The following is an 18,769-nucleotide window of genomic DNA, read 5'->3' as shown; positions in this document are numbered from 1 at the left end:
TCGATACAGAATAGGAGCGGCAAGGTATTCGCTTGCCGGCCGCGGTCAAGCGCTTTATTTATCGGTTGTTACAGAATTGGAATGGAATCGCAGGAAACGGTCATGGCCGTGCGCACGATCACAAAGCGAGAGGGCACAAAGCAACGGGGCGTCACAAAGTCCAAGTCGCCGAAGGCCGTCGATAAAGTCGCCCGTGGGCGGCCGCGCGGTTTCGATCGCGATGCGGCGCTGAAGGCGGCCATGCAGGTTTTCTGGCTGCGCGGCTATGAGGCCACCTCGCTCAGCGACCTGACCAATGCAATGGGAATCAACGCGCCGAGCCTCTATGCGGCGTTTACCTGCAAGGAGGCGCTGTTCGCGGAGGCGCTGGAATTCTACAAGACCACCGAGGGCGCCTTGCCGCAGCGGCTGTTGCGGGAGGGCAGGACGGCGAAACAGGGTTTTGCCGCCATGCTGCGGTTCCATGCCGGCAATTACGTCAATCCGGCCCACCCGCCGGGCTGCATGGCGGTGCTGTCGGCCATCGTCGGCGCGCCGGAGAACAAGAGCGTGCGCGCGCTGATGACCAGGAGCCGTCGCGCGGCGATGGACGCATTGGCGGACCGCATCCGGCGCGGCCAGGCCGAGGGCGATGTGCCGGCGACGGCCGATGCCGCCGCCATCGGCGCCTTCTACACGACGTTCCTGCAGGGCATGTCGATCCAGGCGCGCGACGGCGCGACGAAGCAGCAGCTGCTTGCCTCGGTCGAGGTGGCGATGGCGGCCTGGGACGGCATGGTGGGGCGGAAGTAGCCACCACGTCATGGTCGGGCTTGACCCGACCATCTCGGACAGAACGGAGAGAGATCCTCGGGTCCAGCCCGAGGATGACGGACTACTTTTTGAACGGATGCACTTTCTTCCAGTGCTCGGCGATCTCGATGCGTTTGGCGATCCACACCTTGTCGTGGCCCTGGATGTAGTCCATCAGGCGGGCCAGCGCGGCGGCGCGGCCGGGCCGGCCGATCAACCGGGCATGCAGCGCGATGGTCATCATCTTCGGCGCGCCGTCGCCGCCCTCCTTGTAGAGGGTGTCGAAGGCATCCTTCACATGGTTGTAGAAGTCGACGCCGGTGGCAAAGCCATGCAGCTGGCCGAACTTCATGTCGTTGTTGTCGAAGGTATAGGGGACGATCAGCTGCGGCTTTTTGCCCACCGTGGTCCAGTAGGGCAGGTCGTCGTCGTAGGTATCCGACGAATAGACGAAGCCGCCGTCTTCGGCGACCAGTTTCAGCGTGTTCTCCGAGAAGCGGCCGCAATACCAGCCGAGCGGGCGCTGGCCGGTCGCCTGGCGGATCGACTCGATCGCCAGCTTCATGTCGGCGCGTTCTTTGGCGATCGACATGCCGTTGTAATCGAACCAGCGCCAGCCATGGCTGGCCACTTCATGGCCCTGTTCATGCATCGCCAGCGCGGCGGCCGGATTGCGCGCCACCGCCATGCCGACGGCCCAGGAGGTGAAGTGGAGGCCGCGCTCCTTGAACAGGCGCAGCACGCGCCACACGCCGGCGCGGGCGCCGTAATCGTAGACCGACTCGGTGGCATGGTCGCGCTGCTTCACGCGCGGCGTGCCGCCGGGGATTTCGGTCAGGTAGGTTTCCGACACCTTGTCGCCATGCAGGATGCTGCGCTCGCCGCCCTCTTCGTAGTTGAGTACGAAGTTGACCGCGACCCTGGCGCCGCCCGGCCATTTCGGGTCCGGCGGATTGGGGCCGTAGCCGTAGAGGTCGCGCGGATAGGGCGCCTTCCCCAGTGCCCCGCTTTTCAGGGCCTGCGCCACGATGTCGATCTTCGTCTTCGGGACGGCAGTCTTTTTCTTCGGGCTTTTCTTCTTGGCCATGGCTCTCAGCTCAGCAGTTCATACAGGGTGCGGGCAACCACCTCGGTGGCCTTGTAGAGATCGGACAGCACCAGCTTCTCGTCGGCGCGGTGGCCGTTGGCTTCCAGCAGGTTGCGCGGCCCGGCGCCATACAGCACCGTCTTCACGCCGGCCGCCGAATAGTGGCGCGCATCGGTATACAGCGGGATGCCTTCGGTCCCGACCGGCCTGCCCATCACTTCACTGGCGTTGCGGGTCAGGATGCCGATCAGCTTTTCCACCCCGGGCACGGCGCCGAAGGGGCGGGCCAGCAGCACGCGGTTGACCTGCGCGGTGATGCCGGGCAGGCCCTCGACGGTCCTGGCGATCAGGTTGCGCAGATTGGTTTCGACCTGCTCCGGGTTTTCTTCCGGGATCATGCGGCGGTCGAGCCGGAAAGACACGCGATCCGGCACCACGTTGGTGTTGATGCCGCCCCTGATCAGGCCGACGACGAGAGACGGCGTGGTGATGCCTTCCACCTTGGAATGGATGCCACCCAGCGTGTCGCGATAGGCATAGAGCGCGGTGAGAATCCGGTTGGCGGCTTCCAGCGCGTCATGGCCCGTGTCAGGTCGCGCCGCATGGGCCGACAGGCCGTTCACGGTCACTTCCAGATGCAGGCAGCCATTATGCGCGGTGGTGACGGCGTAAGCAAAACCGGCCGAGAAGGCGTAGTCGGGCTTGCTCAGGCCCTGGGCCAGAATCCATTCCGGCCCGATGCTGCCGCCGACTTCCTCGTCATAGGTCAGATGCAGTTCGACACTGCCCTTCAGCGGCCGGCCGAGTTTCTGCAGCGCCAGCAGCGCATAGGCATAGGTGACGAAATCGGATTTCGACACCGCCACGCCGCGACCGTACATCACGCCGTCCTTCACCACGGCGGCAAAGGGATCGACGCTCCAGCCTTCGCCCGGCGGCACCACGTCGCCATGGGCATTCATCGCCACGACCGGCCCGTCTCCGAATTTTTTACGCACGATCAGGTTGGTGCAGCTGATCATGCCGCTGGCCTTCACCAGATCGGCCGGCACCGGATGCTGCTCGACGATGAAGCCGAGCTTTTCGAGCAGTTCCGTGGCGCGTTTCGCATGCGGCGCGCAGTCGCCCGGCGGATTGTCGGACGGCACCTTCACCAGCCCGGCCAGCATGGCGGCCATGCCGGTCTGTTCGGATGTCACGAAATCATGGATGGCGGAGGTAACGGCCTTGTCGATGGTCATTTAGAGTTCCGAACTAGATGGTAGCGAAAGGGATCACCAGGCCCACCGCGCCCTTGCCGCTGCAGGCGACCTTCGCGGACCAGCCGACGGCAGGTTGAATTCACACGCTGCTGATAAGGATGGTCTGGAAACAGCTTCGCCGCGAGTTCACTTTCGGTCCAGCCCGGCCGTCGGCGAACGAGATCTTCGATATCATCAGCGACAGTCATGACAGCGCCTGATTACTGGACGGGTTTGAAATTCTCGATGAAATGCAGCAGCGCGCCGGTGGCAAGCTCCACGTCTTCCGGCAGCACGGCTTCCAGCGGATTGTGGCTGATGCCGCGCGTGCAGCGCATGAAGATCATCGTGATCGGGCAGAGCGGCGCCAGCGTCGCGGCATCGTGGCCGGCACCGGACGGCAGCCGCATGGTGGGCACGCCCTGCGCCTTGATGGCGGCTTCGGCGGCATCCATCAGCGCGGGATGGCAGGGCGTCGCCGTGCTGTTGTAAAGCTCGGTGATCTTGGCTTCCAGCTTGCGGCCGGCGCACACCACCCTGATCTGCTTCAGGATGTCGTCAGCGGCGAGATCGCGCAGGTCGTCCTCGCCGGCGCGCACGTCGATCGAGAACACCGCCTTGCCCGGGATCACATTCATCGCGCCGGGCAGGGCTTCCAGCATGCCGACGGTGCCGACCAGCGTCGGCGTGCCGGTGCAGCGCTTTTCGATGTACTGCACGATCTCGGCCGCCGCCACCAGCGCATCCTGGCGCTGGCCCATCGGCACCGTTCCTGCGTGACCCGCCAACCCGGTGATCTCGACGCGGAAGCGGTGCGCGCCCGAAATCGCCGTCACCACGCCGAGCGCCAGGCCTTCCTGCTCCAGCACCGGGCCCTGTTCGATATGCAGCTCCACGAAGGCGGCGATGCTGCCCGGCTTGCGGGCGCAGAAGCCGACCTTGGCCGGATCGAGGCCGAAGGCCTTGTAGGCCTCGCCCATGCTGACGCCCTGCTTGTCCCTGGCTTCCAGCATGGCGGGGTCGAAGGTGCCGGCAATCGCCCGGCTGCCGGTCATGGCCGACCCGAAGCGGGTGCCTTCCTCGTTGGCGAAGCCGACCACCTCGATGGGAAACGGCAGGCGCTTGCCACGCCGGTTCAGGTCGGCGATGCAGGCAATCGGCGCGATCACGCCCAGCATGCCGTCGTATTTGCCGGCATTGCGCACGGTGTCGAGATGCGAGCCGGTCATCAGGGCCGGTGCGGCCGGGTCGGTGCCGGCATAGCGGCCCACCACGTTGCCGGCCGAATCGTGCTCGACCTCCATGCCGGCCTCGCGCATCCATGCGGCGGCGCGCTCATGCGCCTGTTTGTGCTGCGGGATCAGGAAGGTGCGCTGCAGGAAATCCGGGCTCTCGCTGATACGGCCCAGCTCGTCGAGTTGCGCGAGCATGCGGTCGGCGAAGCGGGTGGCGGCCATGGCGGGGTCCTGTCGTGACGCTGGGGGATTGTATACAGTTGCCAAACCATAACACCGCCTTTCAGCCCCGGCAAAGCGTCTTGGCCAGGTGCGGTTGACGCTGCCGGGGACCGTCGTGGATAAAATTGCAGGGGGAACTTTCTTTGTCCGGGAATGCCTCGAAATATGCTGCCGGACATGGCAATGAAGACGCCGCAATGCACAGGAATGCGCCAAAGGATGCACCAGTGATGGGCGCCAGCCATCTGGAACCGGCCGTGTGACCGACCCGTCGATCGTCCTGCCGTTTACCGAGACGCAGCGGACCGCCGCGCGCCGCTTCGTGTCCTATGTCTTCGTCGATATGGCGCAGCTCTGGCTGACGCATGGCTGGAACGCGGCCGGCGGACACAGCATCGAGCGGCTGCAGGCCGACCTGACGCCGGCACCGCTGGGTTATCGCCGCAGCATGGCGGTGGCGCGGCAGCTGTTTTTCTTCGCGCAGGCCTGGCGCGTCACCGGCAATGCCGCCTGCGCCGAACGGGCGCATGCGCTGTATGCCGATCTCACCGGCCGCTTCTGGGATGCCGAGCATGGCGGCTGGTTCTTCAGCCTGGGCGACAATGGCGCCGGTACTGGTCCCGGGGCCGATCCGGGCAAGGACCTGTATGGCCATGCCTTCGCGATCTTCGCGCTGTCGCATTATGCATCCGTGTTCCGCAAAGCCGAGGCCATCGACTGGGCGCGGCGCACCGGCGAGGCGGTCAAGCGGCATCTCTTTCTGCCGCAGGGCTGGTTCGCCCAGGCCGCACGGCGCGACTGGAGCAGCCCGGATCCGGCGCTGGAACAGAATCCGCATATGCACCTGCTGGAAGCCTGGCTGGCGCTGCATGCCGCAACCGGCGATGCCAGCGTGCTGCGCGACGCGGCGCAGCTGGTGACGCTGTACACCGACCGCCTGCATTCGGCCGACGGCGCCAAGGTGCTGGAGCATTTCGATGCCGCCGGCCGGCCGCAGCAGGAGCGGGGACAACTGGTGCAGCCCGGCCATCTCTATGAATGGTACTGGCTGCTGCATGACTATGCCGAGAGCGCCCGGCGGCCGGAATACAAGCAGATCGCCGCGCCTTTGTTCGACTGGGCCAATGCCCGGGGCGTCGATCCCCTGCATGGCGGCATCTACGACCAGGTCGATACCGATGGACAGGTGGTCAGCGACCGCAAACGCATCTGGCCGGTGACCGAATGCATCAAGGTGCACGCCATCCGCGCGGCGGCAACGGCGGATGCCGGCGCCCATGCCGCGCTGGAACGCTGGATTGCCTTCATGACCACGCGGTATTTCACCGGCGGCGGCGGGTGGCATGAATTCCTGCGCCGCGACCTGCAGCCCGACAGCGACTATCTGCCGGCCACCACGCCCTATCATGTCGCGATGGCGGCATTGCAGGTGGCCGAACTGTTCGGCGGCACCACGTTTCTGAAACCGGCGGCCCAGCCATGACACGCGAACCCGACGCTCTCCTGCAGGCGATGTTCACCGCGGCGCGCCAGGCCGCCGATCCGGCGGTCTGCGTGCCGGCGCATCTGCCCAAACCGCCGAAAGGCAGGACCGTGGTGGTTGGCGCCGGCAAGGCCGCCGCCAGCATGGCGCAGGCCGTGGAACGGCACTGGCCCGCGGACGCGCCGCTGGATGGCCTGGTGGTCACGCGCTACGGCCATGATGTGCCCTGCGAACGCATCACCGTGGTGGAAGCCGCGCATCCGGTGCCGGATTCGGCCGGCGAGAAGGCGGCGGCGCTGATCCTGCAGAAGGTGCGCGGGCTGGGGCCCGACGACCTGGTGCTGTGCCTGATTTCCGGCGGCGGCTCGGCGCTGCTGTCGCTGCCGGCTGAAGGCCTGACGCTGGAAGACAAGCAGGCGGTCAACCGCGCCCTGCTGTCGTCGGGCGCCAACATCGCCGAGATGAACTGCCTGCGCAAACATCTCTCCGCCATCAAGGGTGGCCGGCTGGCGGCGGCGGCGGCACCCGCACCGCTGGTCTCGCTGCTGATCTCCGATGTGCCGGGCGACGATCCGGCGGTGATCGCCTCGGGTCCCACGGTGCCCGATCCCACCAGCTTTGCCGACGCCCTGGCGGTGATCGGGAAATACGGCATTCAGCCGCCGGCGGCGGTGCTGAAGCATCTGCAGGCCGGCAAGGATGAGACGCCCAAGCCCGGCAATGCCCTCTTCGCCAATACACGGACCGTGATGATCGCCACGCCGCAGATGGCGCTGCAGGCGGCGGCGAAAGTCGCCATCGAGGCAGGCATCACCCCGCTGATTCTGGGCGATGCCATCGAGGGCGAGGCGCGCGAGGTGGCCATGGTGATGGCCGGCATCGCGCGGCAGGTGCGGCGCCATGGCCAGCCAGCGAAAGCGCCCTGCGTGCTGCTCTCGGGCGGCGAGACCACCGTGACGCTGCGCGGCAAGGGCCGTGGCGGCCGCAACGTGGAATTCCTCACCGCGCTCGCGGTGGCGCTCGATGGCGCCGAGGGTATTTACGCCCTGGCCGCCGATACCGACGGCATCGACGGCAGCGAGGACAATGCCGGCGCGCTGCTGCGACCCGACAGCATCGCCCGCGCGGCCATGAAGGGCATCGAGGTCAAGGCCTGCCTGGCCAACAATGACGGCTATGGTTTCTTCCAGGCCGCCGGCGGCCTGGTGATGACCGGGCCGACGCTGACCAATGTCAACGATTTCCGCGCCATTCTGGTGCTGTGATGCACCGCGCCGCCCGCCTGCTCGCCATCGGCCTCTCGTTGCTGTCGGCCTGCAGCACCAGCGGCAGCATCAAGGCGCCGGCGTCCCCGCCCATCGCCGCCACGCCGGGCATCCGCGTCAATCCCGGCGGTCCGGACCTCGACCGCTACACCAACGGCCTCGGTCAATATCCGCGCGCCACGCCGCAGGCCTGGTGGCAGCCGGCCTACAGCGTCGATGCTTTTTCCCGCATGGATGAAATCTTCAATGCCCGCGTGGTGCGGCGCGCCGCGACACCCAGCCCCTGGCGGCGCGCAGCGGCGGAGCCCGCGGTGCAGTATCTGATTCCGCCGGTGCGGGGCGGCGGGCGCGCCAACATCGACGGATATCTTTCGCGCAACCCCACCACCGGCCTGCTGGTGGCGGTGGGCGATACCATCCATGTCGAGCGCTATCAGTATGCCCGCAGCGAGACGCATCGTTTCATCTCCTTCTCGATGGCCAAGACAATCTGCGCCATTCTCGTCGGGCTGGCGGTGGCCGACGGCGCCATCGCCTCGATCGATGATCCGGCGGAAAAATACGTGCCCTCGCTGAAGGGCAGCGAATACGGCCGCACGCCGATCCGCCATCTGCTCACCATGTCGTCCGGGGTGCAGTTCCGCGAGGATTACGACGGCATCGACGATGCCGCGAGACTGTCGCGTGCCATCCTGGCCGGTCAGGGCGGCGCCGGCGCGGTGCGGCAGTTCAACACGCGCGAGGCGGCGCCGGGCGCGCGCTGGTATTATGCCTCCGCCGAAAGTCAGGTGCTGGGGCTGGTGCTGACCGGCGCGCTGAAACGCCCGATTGCCGAGTATCTCTCCGAACGCCTGTGGCAGCCGGTCGGCGCCGAGGCCGATGCCAGCTGGGTGATCGACCGCACCGGGCAGGAGAATACCTCGTCCAACTTCAACGCGGTGCTGCGCGATTATGCCCGGCTCGGCATGCTGCTGGCCAATGGCGGCAAGGTCGGTGACAGGCAGGTGGTCCCGGCCGACTGGCTGCGCGAGATGACGCGCGCCCATTTCACCGGCACGCAGACCGGCCGCTGGTTCGGCTATGGTTTCCAGACCTGGATATTCCCCGACAACGACGGCAGCTTCGCGCTGCTCGGCGTGCGCGGCCAGACCATCTTCGTCGATCCGCAGCGCCGGCTGGTGATGGTGCATACCGCCGTGCGGCCCGATGCCCGCGATCCCGGCGGCGCCGAGGCCACCGCGCTGTGGCGCGGCCTGCGCCAGCATTTCCCCCGTCGATCCTGATGGGCTATACAGAAAGCCGACTGCCGGAGGCTCCATGCAGCATGTCATGCGCACCCTTGCCGATCTGAACCGCATGAGCGCGGGCGATTTCGTCGCCAGCTTGAGCGGCATTTTCGAACATTCGCCCTGGGTGCCGGAGCGCGCGGCGCCAAGGCGGCCGTTCGGCAGCCTCGACAGCCTGCACGGCGCCATGGTGGCGGCGATGTGGGCGGCGAGCCCCGAGGAAAAGCTGGCGCTGCTGCGCGCGCATCCGCAGCTGGCCGGCAAGGAAGCCGATGCCGGCACGCTGACTGCGCATTCCACCAGCGAGCAGGACAGCGTCGGCCTGACGCGGCTGAGTGCGGAAGAGAAGGCGAAGATCGTTTCGCTCAATGCCGCTTACCTGGAGAAACACGGCTTCCCCTTCATCATCGCGGTGAAGCTGCGCAGCAAGAGCCAGATTTTTGAGGCTTTCGAGGCGCGGGTGAGCAATCCGCGCGAGATTGAACTGACCACGGCGCTGGCCGAGGTGGGCAGGATCGCCCGCATCCGCCTCGAAGCGCTGCTGCAGGCTTGAGGAGACGCGAATGGCCCGCCTGAGCACCCATGTGCTGGACACCATGCACGGCAAGCCGGCACCCGGCGTCACCATCGAGCTTTATGCACTCGATGGCGATGCACGCCGCCTGGTGAAGACCGTCACCACCAATGCCGATGGCCGCACCGATGCGCCGTTGCTGGCCGGCGAGGCCTACAAGCCGGGGCAGTACGAACTGGTCTTTCATATCGGCGACTATTTCCGCGGCCTCGGCGTCGCGCTGCCGCAGCCGGCCTTCCTCGACACCGTGCCGCTGCGCTTCGGTATTGCCGAGGCCGACGGGCATTACCATGTGCCGCTGCTCGCCTCGCCCTGGAGCTATTCGACGTATCGCGGCTCCTGACCACGGAGGGTCCGATGACCGATCATGCCACCTTCATGCGCCAGGCCATCGCGCTCAGCCGCATCCATATGAGCGCCGGCGCCGGCGGCCCGTTCGGCGCGGTGATCGTGCAGGATGGCAAGGTGGTGGGCGAGGGCTGGAACAAGGTCACTTCCACCAACGATCCGACCGCGCATGCCGAGGTGACGGCGATCCGCGATGCCTGCCAACGGCTGGCGCGTTTCGATCTGCGCGGCACGGTGCTCTACACCAGCTGCGAACCCTGTCCGATGTGCCTGGCCGCTACCTACTGGGCGCGCATCGACAAGGTCTATTACGCCAACGAGCAGGCCGATGCGGCGGCGATCAATTTCGACGATGCGTTTCTCTATCGCCAGCTCAGCATTCCGCGCGAGCGCCGCAGCCTGGCCTGCGAGCAGATCCTGCGCGACGAGGCGCTGGAGGTGTTCCGCGAATGGGACGCCAAACCCGACAAGGTGCCGTATTGAGCGGACTTGCGCGGATGCGCGCGGTTCTGTTTACGGCGGTGCTTGCTGTCTTGGCCCAGCCGGTCGTGGCCGTGGAATCGGTGCTGGAAATCGCCATGCGCGGCACTGTCATGCGGGTGTTGGTCGAACCGCCGGTAGGCAGGCCATCCGGCGCGGTGATTCTGATCGCCGGCGGCAGCGGCCGGCTCGACCTTGAACCTTCGGGCCGCCTCCGCGATCTCAACGGCAACCAACTGGTGCGCACGCGTAAGGGCTATGCCGAAGCGGGCTTCGTTGCCGCGACCGTCGATATTGCCGGCGATCTCAAGGAACGCGATGGCGGTGTGCGCAACGGCTATCGCTGGGGCGCCGAACAGGCCGCCGACCTCGGCCTGCTGACCGATCACCTGCGCAAGCAGGCGCCCAGGGTCTATCTCATCGGTACCAGCCGCGGCGCGCTCAGCGTTGCCAATGCCGCCGCCCGGCTGACCGGCACGCAAAGACCCGATGCCATCGTCATCACCTCAGGGATGCTGATGCAGACCGACGCGCGACAACCCTCGGTGCAGCGCATGGTGAAACCGCTGGAGGCGATCACCATGCCGGTGCTGCTGCTGGCGCATGAGAACGATGCCTGCATCTACACGCCGGCCAGTGCCACGCCGCAGTTCAAGGCGCTGCTGACCGCGGCGCCGCGTGTCGACATCATGATGCTGAAAGGCGGCCAGGCCGACAAGAAGGGTGAGGAATGCGAGGCTGCCGGCCATCACGGCTTCGCCGGCCTCGACAAAGAGGTGGTGCAGACAGTCACCGACTGGCTGAAAGCCCTGAATTAATCCAGTTTGGCGCCCGCCGCGATCCAGGCGGCGAGAATCTGGCGTTCTTCCTCGGTCATCTCGGTGGCATTGCCCGGCGGCATGGTTTCGGTGCGCACCGCCTGCTGGTTGATGAGAGGCGCGAAGCGGCGGATTTGCTGAGGGCTTTCCAGCATCACGCCTTTCGGCGCCTCGGCGATACCGTCGAAGGTCGGCTTGGCGGCATGGCAGGCGGTGCAGCGCGCGGCCACCACGCGCTGCACATCCTCGACGGTGACGCCCTCGGCCAGCGCGGCGCGGCGCGGGTCCCAGTGCGTGAAGAAAACGAGGCCGACCACCAGCAGGAAGGCGACACCGAGGAATTCGTAGCGCGTGCCGCGGCCCTGGTTCTTCAGGTTGAAGAAATGCCGCACCAGGCCGCCGATCACCATCGCCACCGCCAGAATCACCCAGCCATAGGGATGGCCGTAGGTGACCGGGTAGTGGTTGCTGATCATGGCGAACAGCACCGGCAGAGTCAGGTAGTTGTTATGCAGCGAACGCTGCTTCGCCTGCTTCCCGTATGAAGGATCTGGCACCTGCCCGGCCAGCATCTCGGCCACGGCCTTGCGCTGGTTCGGGATGATGTTATGCGCCACGTTGGCGGTCATGATCGTGCCGATCAGGGCGCCGACATGCAGATAGGCGGCTCGGGCCGAGAAAATCTGCGTATAGCCCCAGGCCGCAGCCACCAGCAGCACGAAGCCGACGATGGCGAGCGCGGCATCGTTCCTGCCCAGCGGCGACTTGCACAGCAGGTCATAGACGATCCAGCCCAGTACCAGCGAGGCGAGGCTGAGGCCGATCGCTTCCCAGCGGCCGAGCGGCAGCACCTTGGCGTCGATCAGGTAGAGGTCGGCGCCGACGTAATACAGCGCGCCCATCAGGAAGAAGCCGGACAGCCAGGTGAAATAGGCCTCGTATTTGAACCAGTGCAGTTCGGCCGGCAACTGCGGCGGCGCGACCGAGTATTTCTCGGTGAAATAGAAACCGCCGCCATGGATCAGCCAGGCCTGGCCGAGCACACCCGGCTGCTGCTCCAGGCCTTTGCGCAGGGAGTTGTCGAGCCAGACAAAGAAGAAGGAGGAGCCGATCCAGGCGATGCCGAAAATCAGGTGCATCCAGCGCAGCACCAGATTGAGCCATTCCAAAGCCAGATCGATCATGCAGTCCCCCGGACGACGCCATGTTGCGGCGCGGCAAGACCAAGCCCTACCGAGCCCGGCGGGGATCGTCAATCCGGATTGTGTACAATTTTACGGCTGCTGCCGCCGCGCATCCCGGCCATGCAGCAGCAGCGGCTCCCCCGGCATGTTGCAGGTGAGGATCCGGCTGATCCGGCCGTCGCTGCCGGTCAGCGGCAGCACGATGCGGTCCCAGCTGTTGATGGTGATCTGCATCGGCATCTCATGCCAGGTGAACAGCGGTTCGGGGCGGCGCAGCAGGGCGCGGTAGCCGGCGATGTAAAACGTGCTGGCCAGCGATCCGGTCACCATCTGCGAGGTGCGTTTGCCGGTCATGTCGAAGCCGGCGACGCGGGCGACTTCGCTGCCATAGAGGCGATAGCGGAAATCCTCGCCATCCTCCAGCACATCGATCAGCAGGATATAGCCCAGCGCCGGCTTCAGCGCGAAAGGGTCGATCTGCCCGGGGGCGACACGGCCCCCGGCATCGCGCAGGCTGAGCCAGAGATTGAGCACGAAGGGCAACTGCAGGGTCGGCAGATCTTCGGCGCGCGGATTCCAGGTTGCGACCGGCGGGCGCAGGCCATGCCGCAGGAACGGTGCGGACAGCGGCGCGAGGTCGCCGGTCAGCAGGCCGTCGCGCATCGCGTCGATCGTGGTCTGGTCGAGGGTGTTGCTCATGGTCGGGGCGAAGTTTTGCGGGAAGATGGCTGCTTGCAGCGATTCCTGCAAGGTGGAAATCGCTGCACCGGCTGTCGCAACCGCTCTGGGCCGGTCAGTTCAGCCGGGCCGGTGGCGGCGGCTCCAGTTCGGTCAGGGCGGCGCGCACGCTCTCCAGATGCGGGTTGAGCCGCAGGGCGGCGCCGAAGGCGCTGGCCGCCGCCGCTGTCTCGCCATGGCGCAGACAGACCTGGGCGAAGCCGCAGATGGCACCGAAATGGCGCGGTTCGAGCTGCAGGGTGCAGCGGATATCGGCGATGCTGTCGGCATCGCGCTGGGTCAGGAAACGCAGGGTGGCGCGCTTGTTCCAGGCTTCCGCCCAGCGCGGCGCATCGCGGACCAGATCGTCCAGCACCTGTTCGGCTTCGGAAAAGCGCCGCCGCGCAATGCCGGAAATCGCGCGCTGCAGCCGCGCTTCCAGGGCCGGATTCTCGTGACTGGTCCAGATCGCCCAGATCTCGTCCTCGATCTCATGCGCCGGCCGGCCACAGGCCGGATCCTGCAGGGTGGCGAACAGGACGCCGAGCCGGTCATGCGATTTCGCTCCCGCATTATCGGCAATGCCGTTCAGGAGCAGCTTCAGTGTTTCTGCCACCGGCAAATCCATCCGGTCCTCGCCCGCTCCCGTCTCCGGCCTATATCCATGACCAGGATCTAGATTTCCCGGCGCCGAGGACGAGGGCCATGATGCGACTGTTCCAGTTTGCCACCGGTTTGTGGCTGTGCTGTGTCGGCCCTGCCGCCGCCGATCCTGCCCTGTGGCAGGCCCTGCGCAGCGGCGAGGCCGTGGCGCTGATCCGCCATGCCGAGGCGCCCGGCACCGGCGACCCGCCCGGTTTCCGCCTGGAGGCCTGTGCCACGCAGCGCAACCTGTCGCCGGCCGGCCGCGCCCAGGCGGCGCGTCTGGGGCAGCAGTTCCGCGCCAACGGCATTGCCAATGCCGAAATCCGCAGCAGCCAGTGGTGCCGCTGCCGCGATACCGCGGCGGCCCTGGGCCTCGGTCCGGTGCAGGATGCGCCGGCGCTGAACTCCTTCTTCGGGCGGTCCGAAGCGGCGGCGGCCGAAACCCGCGCCCTGCGCCAGCTGGTTGCCGGTCTGCCGGCCGGGCAGCCAGCGGTGCTGGTGACGCATCAGGTCAACATCACGGCGCTGACCGGCATCTATCCGGCCAGCGGCGAGGTGATCGTGATGGCGCGGCAGGGCTATGGCGTGCTTGGCCGGCTGAATTAAGCGCCTATTCGAGATGCTCGATGCTGAGCGTCACATGGTCGGCGGCGAAGCGCGCGCGCACGAATTCCACCGGCCTGCCGCGCTCGTCCACATTGACCGTCTCACTGATCAGCACCGGCCGCGTGCGCGGCAGGTCCAGTAGGCGCGCGTCGCCGGCAGCGATCAGTTTCGCGGCGATCCGCGTGGTGCGCCGCGTGTAATCGGCCACCCCGGCCAGCTTGAGCGCGCCGGTGATCGAACCGGCGCGGCGGAACTGCTCGGGCATGTCCGGGAAGCGGTCGACGCTGAAGAAGTGGCTGCTCATGCTGACCGCGCGGTCATCGGCATGGTTGCGGGTTTCGATCTGCCACAGCGGCGCGCCGGTCGGGATGCCGAGCGCGCGGGCGATCTCGGCCGGCGCCGGTACCTGGTCGGCCGAGATCAGTTCGCGCATCGGCTTTTTCTGCCTGGTCAGCAGGTTTTCAGTGAAGCGCGTGCGCGAGCCGATGCGATACTCCAGTGAACTCTCGGCGACAAACATGCCGCGGCCCTGTTCGATGCTGACCAGGCCGGTTTCGGCCAGCCGGTTCATCGCCTGGCGTACGGTGTGGCGATTGACGCCGAAACGGTCGGCCAGCTGTTTCTCGGTCGGCAGCTGGATGCCCGGCCTGTAGTCGCCGCGGCGGATCGCGGTTTCCATGGCGGCGGCGATCTGCCGCCACACCGCCATGCCGGCGCCCCGTTCAATGGGGCCGCGCTCGATTGTCTTCGCAGTGGTTCGCTCTGCTGCCGTCATCGCACCGCTCCGTCATAAAAGATTCGCCGAAACATGGCTTGCTGAAGCTCGGGCATCGGCGTATTGAATGTGTAGATGTCTAGATGAATTTAGACCACTGCGCAAGAGGTCTGTATGCCTGCCCAAGTTTCTTCCGATCCGAACATCGCTGCCCGGCAGCGCCGCCTGCGCCTGCTGGCGCGCGCCGACCGCGCCACGCTGGAGGCGGCGCTGGCCGCGCTGCCGTCGCCGCCGGCCTGGCGCCGGCTCAAGCAGCCGGAAACCGGGCTTGCCATGGTGCGGGCGCGCGCTGGCGGTGCGGGACAGCGCTTCAATCTGGGCGAGATGACGCTGTCGCGCTGCGTGGTGGCGCTGCAGGACGGTGTCATGGGCGTCGGCTATGTGCAGGGCCGCGACCAGCGTCGCGCCGAACTGGTGGCGGTGTTCGATGCGCTGAGCCAGGACACAACGGAGGCCGGGCGGATCGAGCAGCTTCTGATCGCGCCGGTGGAGCGCCGGCTGGCTGAAGCGCGGCAGCAGCGCGCGGCAAAGGTGGCGGCCACCAAGGTCGATTTCTTCACCCTGGTGCGCGGAGAGGACTGAGCATGACCATGCAGATGAACGCACCCCAGACTCCCCCGGCGCCCGGCTTCGACGATCCGGTGCAGCAGAGCCAGCAGGCCTTCCGCGCCCTGCTCGATGCCATGGCGCGGCCGGGCCGCGTGGTGACGGTGGATACCGAAACCGGCCATCCGGATGGTCTGGCGCCGGCACTGGCCGCTGCGCTGCTCACGCTGGCCGATCTCGATACGCCGATCTGGCTCGGGCCGGGCTTCGATACCGATGCGGTGAAAACCTGGCTGCGCTTCCATAGCGGCGCGCCGCTGGCGGCAACCCCGCTTGAAGCGGCCTTCGTGCTGCTCGATGGCGCGCAGATGCCGGCGCTGGAGATCTTTTCGCTCGGCAGCGACGAAGCGCCGGAGCGCGGTGCCACGCTGCTGGTGCAGGTGCCGGCATTGACCGGTGCAGCCGGCATGGTTTGGCGCGGGCCAGGAATCAAGGACAGCATCGCAGTGCCGCTCTGCGGGCTGGATGCAACGATATGGCGTCGGCGCGCGGCCCTGACTATCGAATTCCCGCGCGGTCTCGATCTCTATCTCGGCTGCGGCCGCGATCTGCTGGCGCTGCCGCGCAGCACCATGATCTCTTTCGAGGGAGCCTGACATGTATGTGGCTGTGAAAGGCGGCGAAGCCGCCATCGGCAATGCCCACCAGCTGCTGGCCGAGGATCGGCGCGGCAATCCGGATGTGCCGGAACTCAGCGTGGCGCAGATCCGCGAGCAGATGAGCTACGGCGTAGACCGCGTAATGACCGAGGGTTCGGTCTACGATCCCGACCTGGCGGCGCTGGCGCTGAAGCAGGCGCGCGGCGACCAGGTGGAGGCGATCTTCCTGCTGCGCGCCTATCGCACCACGCTGCCGCGCCTGGCGGTGACGCGGCCGATCGATACCGCGGCCATGCAGGTGTCGCGCCGCATCTCGTCCTGCTTCAAGGACATGCCGGGCGGCCAGCTGCTCGGCCCCACCTTCGACTACACCCATCGCCTGCTGGATTTCGCACTCGAAGCCGAAGGCGCGGTGCCGCAGGCGGAGGGGAAGGGCAGCCTGTCCGACTCGCTGCCGCAGGTGGTCGACCTGCTCAATGCCGAGGGCCTGATCGAACGTGAGCTGCCCGATGCCGAGGATGCACCGGTCGGCGACCTGACGCGCGAGCCGCTGATGTTCCCCGCCGGCCGCGATGTGCGGCTGCAGAATCTGGCGCGCGCCGACGAAGGCTATCTGCTGGCGCTGGGCTATTCCACCCAGCGCGGCTACGCCAAGTCGCATCCTTTCGTGGGCGAAATCCGCTCCGGCGCGGTGGCGGTCGAGATCGATATCCCCGAGCTGGGCTTCGCGGTCGATATCGGCGACATCACCGTGACCGAATGCCAGATGATCAACCAGTTCAAGGGCTCGAAAACCGAGGCGCCGAAATTCACCCGCGGCTACGGGCTCGCCTTCGGCTTCGCCGAACGCAAGGCGATGGCCATGTCGCTGGTCGACCGCGCGCTGCGGGCCGAGGAACTGGGCGAGGACATCACCGCGCCGGCGCAGGATGCCGAATTCGTGCTCTACCATGCCGATAACGTCGAGGCCTCGGGCTTCGTGCAGCATCTCAAGCTGCCGCATCATGTCGATTTCCAGGCCGAGCTGACGCTGGTGCGCACCATGCGGGCGGAGATCGCGACGGCCCAAGCTGAATCAGAGGCCGAACTGGCGGAGGCCGCGCAATGAGTGTTCAGCAGAACTACCGGACGGGCGCGACGCTCGCCGGCTATAACTTCGCCTTCCTCGACGAGCAGACCAAGCGCATGCTGCGCCGCGCGATCCTGAAAGCCGTGGCGATCCCCGGCTACCAGGTGCCGTTCGGCAGCCGCGAGATGCCGCTGCCCTATGGCTGGGGCACCGGTGGCATGCAGGTGACGGCGGCGGTGATCGGCAGCAAGGATGTGCTGAAGGTGATCGACCAGGGCGCCGACGACACCACCAATGCGGTGTCGATCCGTCGCTTCTTCGTGCGCATGACCAATGTCGCTACCACCGAGAAGACGCGCGCGGCGACGCTGATCCAGACCCGCCACCGCGTGCCGGAGATTCCGCTTTCGGAAGGCCAGATCCTGGTCTACCAGGTGCCGATCCCGGAGCCGCTGCGCTGGCTCGAGCCGCGCGAGACCGAAACGCGCAAGATGCATGCGCTGTCGGAATATGGCGTCATGCATGTGAAGCTGTATGAGGATATCGCCCAGCACGGCCATATCTCCACGGCCTACGATTATCCGGTGGTGGTGAACGGGCGCTACCTGATGCGCTGCTCGCCGATCCCGAAATTCGACACGCCGAAACTGAACATGAATCCGGCGCTGCAGCTGTTCGGCGCCGGCCGCGAGAAGCGCATCTATGCCGTGCCGCCCTATACCGAGGTCAAGCCGCTCGATTTCGAGGATCATCCCTTCGAAGTGGAACGCTGGCCCGAGAGCTGCGCCCTTTGCGGCGCTGGCGACAGCTTCCTCGACGAAGTGATCCTCGACGACAAGGGCAGCCGCATGTTCGTCTGCTCGGATACCGATTACTGCGGCGAGCGTCGCGAGGCCGGCCATACCGGCCGCATGAGCGCGCCCTACAAAGCAGAGGCAGCCGAATGACCAACCTCGACCAGACCCCGCTGCTCAGCGTCGAGGCGCTGAACAAGAGCTTCGGCCGCCAGGCCGCCTGCCGCGATGTCTCCTTCGAACTCTGGCCCGGTGAGGTGCTTGGCATCGTCGGCGAATCCGGTTCGGGCAAGTCGACTTTGCTGAATGCCATTGCCGGCCGGCTGTCGGTCGATTCCGGCAAGGTGCTCTATCGCACCGGCGGCAACGACATCATCGACCTCGCCGCGGCTTCCGAGGCGCAGCGCCGCCACCTGATGCGCACCGAATGGGGTTTCGTGCAGCAGCATGCCCGCGACGGGCTGCGCATGACCTTCTCGGCCGGCGCCAATATCGGCGAACGGCTGATGGCGCTCGGCCAGAAGCATTACGGGTCCTTGCGCGACACCGCGCTGGACTGGCTGCAGGCGGTGGAGATCGCGCCGGACCGCATCGACGACCTGCCGCGCACCTTCTCGGGCGGCATGCAGCAGCGCCTGCAGATCGCCCGCAACCTGGTGACCCGGCCGCGCATCGTGCTGATGGACGAGCCGACCGGCGGCCTGGATGTGTCGGTGCAGGCGCGCCTGCTCGACCTGATCCGTCGCCTGGTGCAGGAGCATAACGTCGCCTGCATCGTGGTGACGCATGATCTGGGCGTTGCCCGCCTGCTGGCGCATCGCCTGATGGTGATGCGGCGCGGCCAGGTGGTGGAGGCCGGCCTGACCGACCAGTTGCTCGACGATCCGCAGCATGCCTATACCCAGCTGCTGGTTTCTTCCGTGCTGAGCGTGTGAGGCTGTCC

21 protein-coding genes are annotated in these 18,769 nt (G+C 66.7%); 14 read left to right on the top strand and 7 right to left on the bottom strand.

What is annotated here, in order from left to right:
• Nucleotides 1-102 precede the first annotated feature (102 nt).
• On the top strand, nt 103-792 hold the full coding sequence (locus tag OJJ21_RS09710; RefSeq protein WP_297685616.1) for a TetR/AcrR family transcriptional regulator: 690 nt from the start codon (nt 103-105) through the stop codon (nt 790-792).
• Nucleotides 793-874: 82 nt separating this feature from the next.
• Here the strand turns inward: OJJ21_RS09710 and puuE are convergent, their stop codons facing one another.
• The 3 genes from puuE to OJJ21_RS09695 form a co-directional block, all read right to left on the bottom strand.
• Nucleotides 875-1,879, bottom strand: a complete 1,005-nt coding sequence (puuE, locus tag OJJ21_RS09705; protein WP_297685614.1) for an allantoinase PuuE — start codon at nt 1,877-1,879, stop codon at nt 875-877.
• Nucleotides 1,880-1,884: 5 nt separating this feature from the next.
• On the bottom strand, nt 1,885-3,057 hold the full coding sequence (locus tag OJJ21_RS09700; protein WP_297685652.1) for a M20/M25/M40 family metallo-hydrolase: 1,173 nt from the start codon (nt 3,055-3,057) through the stop codon (nt 1,885-1,887).
• 284 nt (nt 3,058-3,341) lie between these two features.
• The gene (locus tag OJJ21_RS09695; RefSeq protein ID WP_297685611.1) at nt 3,342-4,577 is read right to left on the bottom strand and encodes an allantoate amidohydrolase; all 1,236 of its coding nucleotides are present in this window, start codon (nt 4,575-4,577) and stop codon (nt 3,342-3,344) included.
• A 259-nt stretch (nt 4,578-4,836) separates the two neighbouring features.
• Between OJJ21_RS09695 and OJJ21_RS09690 the strand changes: the two genes are divergently transcribed.
• Genes OJJ21_RS09690 through OJJ21_RS09660 form a run of 7 tightly spaced genes read left to right on the top strand, consistent with a single transcriptional unit; the run spans nt 4,837 to nt 10,831 of the window.
• The gene (locus OJJ21_RS09690) at nt 4,837-6,060 is read left to right on the top strand and encodes an AGE family epimerase/isomerase (RefSeq protein WP_297685609.1); all 1,224 of its coding nucleotides are present in this window, start codon (nt 4,837-4,839) and stop codon (nt 6,058-6,060) included.
• A complete protein-coding gene (locus OJJ21_RS09685; protein ID WP_297685607.1) occupies nt 6,057-7,325 on the top strand; it encodes a glycerate kinase in 1,269 nt (422 codons plus the stop codon). Before OJJ21_RS09690 ends, OJJ21_RS09685 begins: the two co-directional genes overlap by 4 nt.
• A complete protein-coding gene (locus tag OJJ21_RS09680) occupies nt 7,325-8,608 on the top strand; it encodes a serine hydrolase (RefSeq protein ID WP_297685605.1) in 1,284 nt (427 codons plus the stop codon). The genes OJJ21_RS09685 and OJJ21_RS09680 overlap by 1 nt, the downstream gene beginning before the upstream one ends.
• Before the next feature lie 34 nt (nt 8,609-8,642).
• A complete protein-coding gene (gene uraD, locus OJJ21_RS09675; RefSeq protein WP_297685603.1) occupies nt 8,643-9,164 on the top strand; it encodes a 2-oxo-4-hydroxy-4-carboxy-5-ureidoimidazoline decarboxylase in 522 nt (173 codons plus the stop codon).
• Nucleotides 9,165-9,174: 10 nt separating this feature from the next.
• Nucleotides 9,175-9,528, top strand: coding sequence for a hydroxyisourate hydrolase (gene uraH / locus OJJ21_RS09670; protein ID WP_297685601.1), 354 nt, complete (start codon nt 9,175-9,177; stop codon nt 9,526-9,528).
• Nucleotides 9,529-9,542: 14 nt separating this feature from the next.
• Nucleotides 9,543-10,016, top strand: a complete 474-nt coding sequence (locus OJJ21_RS09665) for a nucleoside deaminase (RefSeq protein ID WP_297685599.1) — start codon at nt 9,543-9,545, stop codon at nt 10,014-10,016.
• 14 nt (nt 10,017-10,030) lie between these two features.
• Entirely contained in the window at nt 10,031-10,831 is an 801-nt protein-coding gene (locus tag OJJ21_RS09660; RefSeq protein WP_297685597.1) for a hypothetical protein, read from the top strand.
• Here the strand turns inward: OJJ21_RS09660 and OJJ21_RS09655 are convergent.
• The 3 genes from OJJ21_RS09655 to OJJ21_RS09645 all read right to left on the bottom strand — a co-directional run bounded on the left by OJJ21_RS09655 (nt 10,828) and on the right by OJJ21_RS09645 (nt 13,348).
• Entirely contained in the window at nt 10,828-12,015 is a 1,188-nt protein-coding gene (locus OJJ21_RS09655; protein ID WP_297685595.1) for a urate hydroxylase PuuD, read from the bottom strand. The two genes, OJJ21_RS09660 and OJJ21_RS09655, sit on opposite strands and share 4 nt — an antisense overlap.
• A gap of 90 nt (nt 12,016-12,105) precedes the next feature.
• Nucleotides 12,106-12,714 (bottom strand): hypothetical protein, encoded by a 609-nt coding sequence (locus OJJ21_RS09650; protein WP_297685593.1) that lies wholly within the window; start codon nt 12,712-12,714, stop codon nt 12,106-12,108.
• 94 nt (nt 12,715-12,808) lie between these two features.
• Nucleotides 12,809-13,348, bottom strand: a complete 540-nt coding sequence (locus tag OJJ21_RS09645) for a hypothetical protein (RefSeq protein WP_297685591.1) — start codon at nt 13,346-13,348, stop codon at nt 12,809-12,811.
• A gap of 89 nt (nt 13,349-13,437) precedes the next feature.
• On the opposite strand from OJJ21_RS09645, the gene OJJ21_RS09640 reads away from it, so the two are divergent.
• Entirely contained in the window at nt 13,438-13,983 is a 546-nt protein-coding gene (locus OJJ21_RS09640) for a histidine phosphatase family protein (protein ID WP_297685589.1), read from the top strand.
• Between the two features lie 4 nt (nt 13,984-13,987).
• On the opposite strand, the gene phnF is transcribed toward OJJ21_RS09640, so the two are convergent.
• Nucleotides 13,988-14,758 (bottom strand): phosphonate metabolism transcriptional regulator PhnF, encoded by a 771-nt coding sequence (gene phnF, locus OJJ21_RS09635; protein ID WP_297685587.1) that lies wholly within the window; start codon nt 14,756-14,758, stop codon nt 13,988-13,990.
• Between the two features lie 114 nt (nt 14,759-14,872).
• Here phnF and phnG point away from each other — a divergent pair, with 114 nt between their 5' ends.
• The 5 genes from phnG to phnK are packed head-to-tail and all read left to right on the top strand — an operon-like array spanning nt 14,873 to nt 18,761.
• Nucleotides 14,873-15,340, top strand: a complete 468-nt coding sequence (gene phnG, locus OJJ21_RS09630; protein WP_297685585.1) for a phosphonate C-P lyase system protein PhnG — start codon at nt 14,873-14,875, stop codon at nt 15,338-15,340.
• Between the two features lie 2 nt (nt 15,341-15,342).
• Entirely contained in the window at nt 15,343-15,960 is a 618-nt protein-coding gene (gene phnH / locus OJJ21_RS09625; protein ID WP_297685583.1) for a phosphonate C-P lyase system protein PhnH, read from the top strand.
• Between the two features lies 1 nt (nt 15,961).
• Nucleotides 15,962-17,071: a carbon-phosphorus lyase complex subunit PhnI gene (locus OJJ21_RS09620; protein ID WP_297685582.1), complete on the top strand. Its 1,110-nt coding sequence runs from the start codon at nt 15,962-15,964 to the stop codon at nt 17,069-17,071.
• The gene (locus OJJ21_RS09615) at nt 17,068-17,979 is read left to right on the top strand and encodes an alpha-D-ribose 1-methylphosphonate 5-phosphate C-P-lyase PhnJ (protein WP_297685580.1); all 912 of its coding nucleotides are present in this window, start codon (nt 17,068-17,070) and stop codon (nt 17,977-17,979) included. The genes OJJ21_RS09620 and OJJ21_RS09615 overlap by 4 nt, the downstream gene beginning before the upstream one ends.
• Entirely contained in the window at nt 17,976-18,761 is a 786-nt protein-coding gene (gene phnK / locus OJJ21_RS09610; protein WP_297685578.1) for a phosphonate C-P lyase system protein PhnK, read from the top strand. The genes OJJ21_RS09615 and phnK overlap by 4 nt, the downstream gene beginning before the upstream one ends.
• Nucleotides 18,762-18,769 lie beyond the last annotated feature (8 nt).

This window comes from Ferrovibrio sp., assembly GCF_025869515.1.
Classification (GTDB): Bacteria; Pseudomonadota; Alphaproteobacteria; order Ferrovibrionales; family Ferrovibrionaceae; genus Ferrovibrio.
The sequence above is the reverse complement of the archived record's forward strand: the minus strand, read 5'-3'. Positions and strand labels throughout refer to the sequence as shown.

Bases quoted from the DNA above. Each gene is read 5' to 3' on its own strand.
- puuE (WP_297685614.1), bottom strand. From the start codon at position 1,879: ATGGCCAAGAAGAAAAGCCCGAAGAAAAAGACTGCCGTCCCGAAGACG.
- OJJ21_RS09685 (WP_297685607.1), top strand. From the start codon at position 6,057: ATGACACGCGAACCCGACGCTCTCCTGCAGGCGATGTTCACCGCGGCG.
- OJJ21_RS09680 (WP_297685605.1), top strand. From the start codon at position 7,325: ATGCACCGCGCCGCCCGCCTGCTCGCCATCGGCCTCTCGTTGCTGTCG.
- OJJ21_RS09710 (WP_297685616.1), top strand. From the start codon at position 103: ATGGCCGTGCGCACGATCACAAAGCGAGAGGGCACAAAGCAACGGGGC.
- OJJ21_RS09665 (WP_297685599.1), top strand. From the start codon at position 9,543: ATGACCGATCATGCCACCTTCATGCGCCAGGCCATCGCGCTCAGCCGC.
- OJJ21_RS09700 (WP_297685652.1), bottom strand. From the start codon at position 3,057: ATGGCCGCCATGCTGGCCGGGCTGGTGAAGGTGCCGTCCGACAATCCG.
- OJJ21_RS09655 (WP_297685595.1), bottom strand. From the start codon at position 12,015: ATGATCGATCTGGCTTTGGAATGGCTCAATCTGGTGCTGCGCTGGATG.
- phnF (WP_297685587.1), bottom strand. From the start codon at position 14,758: ATGACGGCAGCAGAGCGAACCACTGCGAAGACAATCGAGCGCGGCCCC.
- phnG (WP_297685585.1), top strand. From the start codon at position 14,873: ATGCCTGCCCAAGTTTCTTCCGATCCGAACATCGCTGCCCGGCAGCGC.
- phnH (WP_297685583.1), top strand. From the start codon at position 15,343: ATGACCATGCAGATGAACGCACCCCAGACTCCCCCGGCGCCCGGCTTC.
- uraH (WP_297685601.1), top strand. From the start codon at position 9,175: ATGGCCCGCCTGAGCACCCATGTGCTGGACACCATGCACGGCAAGCCG.
- phnK (WP_297685578.1), top strand. From the start codon at position 17,976: ATGACCAACCTCGACCAGACCCCGCTGCTCAGCGTCGAGGCGCTGAAC.
- OJJ21_RS09640 (WP_297685589.1), top strand. From the start codon at position 13,438: ATGATGCGACTGTTCCAGTTTGCCACCGGTTTGTGGCTGTGCTGTGTC.
- OJJ21_RS09620 (WP_297685582.1), top strand. From the start codon at position 15,962: ATGTATGTGGCTGTGAAAGGCGGCGAAGCCGCCATCGGCAATGCCCAC.
- OJJ21_RS09660 (WP_297685597.1), top strand. From the start codon at position 10,031: ATGCGCGCGGTTCTGTTTACGGCGGTGCTTGCTGTCTTGGCCCAGCCG.
- OJJ21_RS09615 (WP_297685580.1), top strand. From the start codon at position 17,068: ATGAGTGTTCAGCAGAACTACCGGACGGGCGCGACGCTCGCCGGCTAT.
- uraD (WP_297685603.1), top strand. From the start codon at position 8,643: ATGCAGCATGTCATGCGCACCCTTGCCGATCTGAACCGCATGAGCGCG.
- OJJ21_RS09695 (WP_297685611.1), bottom strand. From the start codon at position 4,577: ATGGCCGCCACCCGCTTCGCCGACCGCATGCTCGCGCAACTCGACGAG.
- OJJ21_RS09650 (WP_297685593.1), bottom strand. From the start codon at position 12,714: ATGAGCAACACCCTCGACCAGACCACGATCGACGCGATGCGCGACGGC.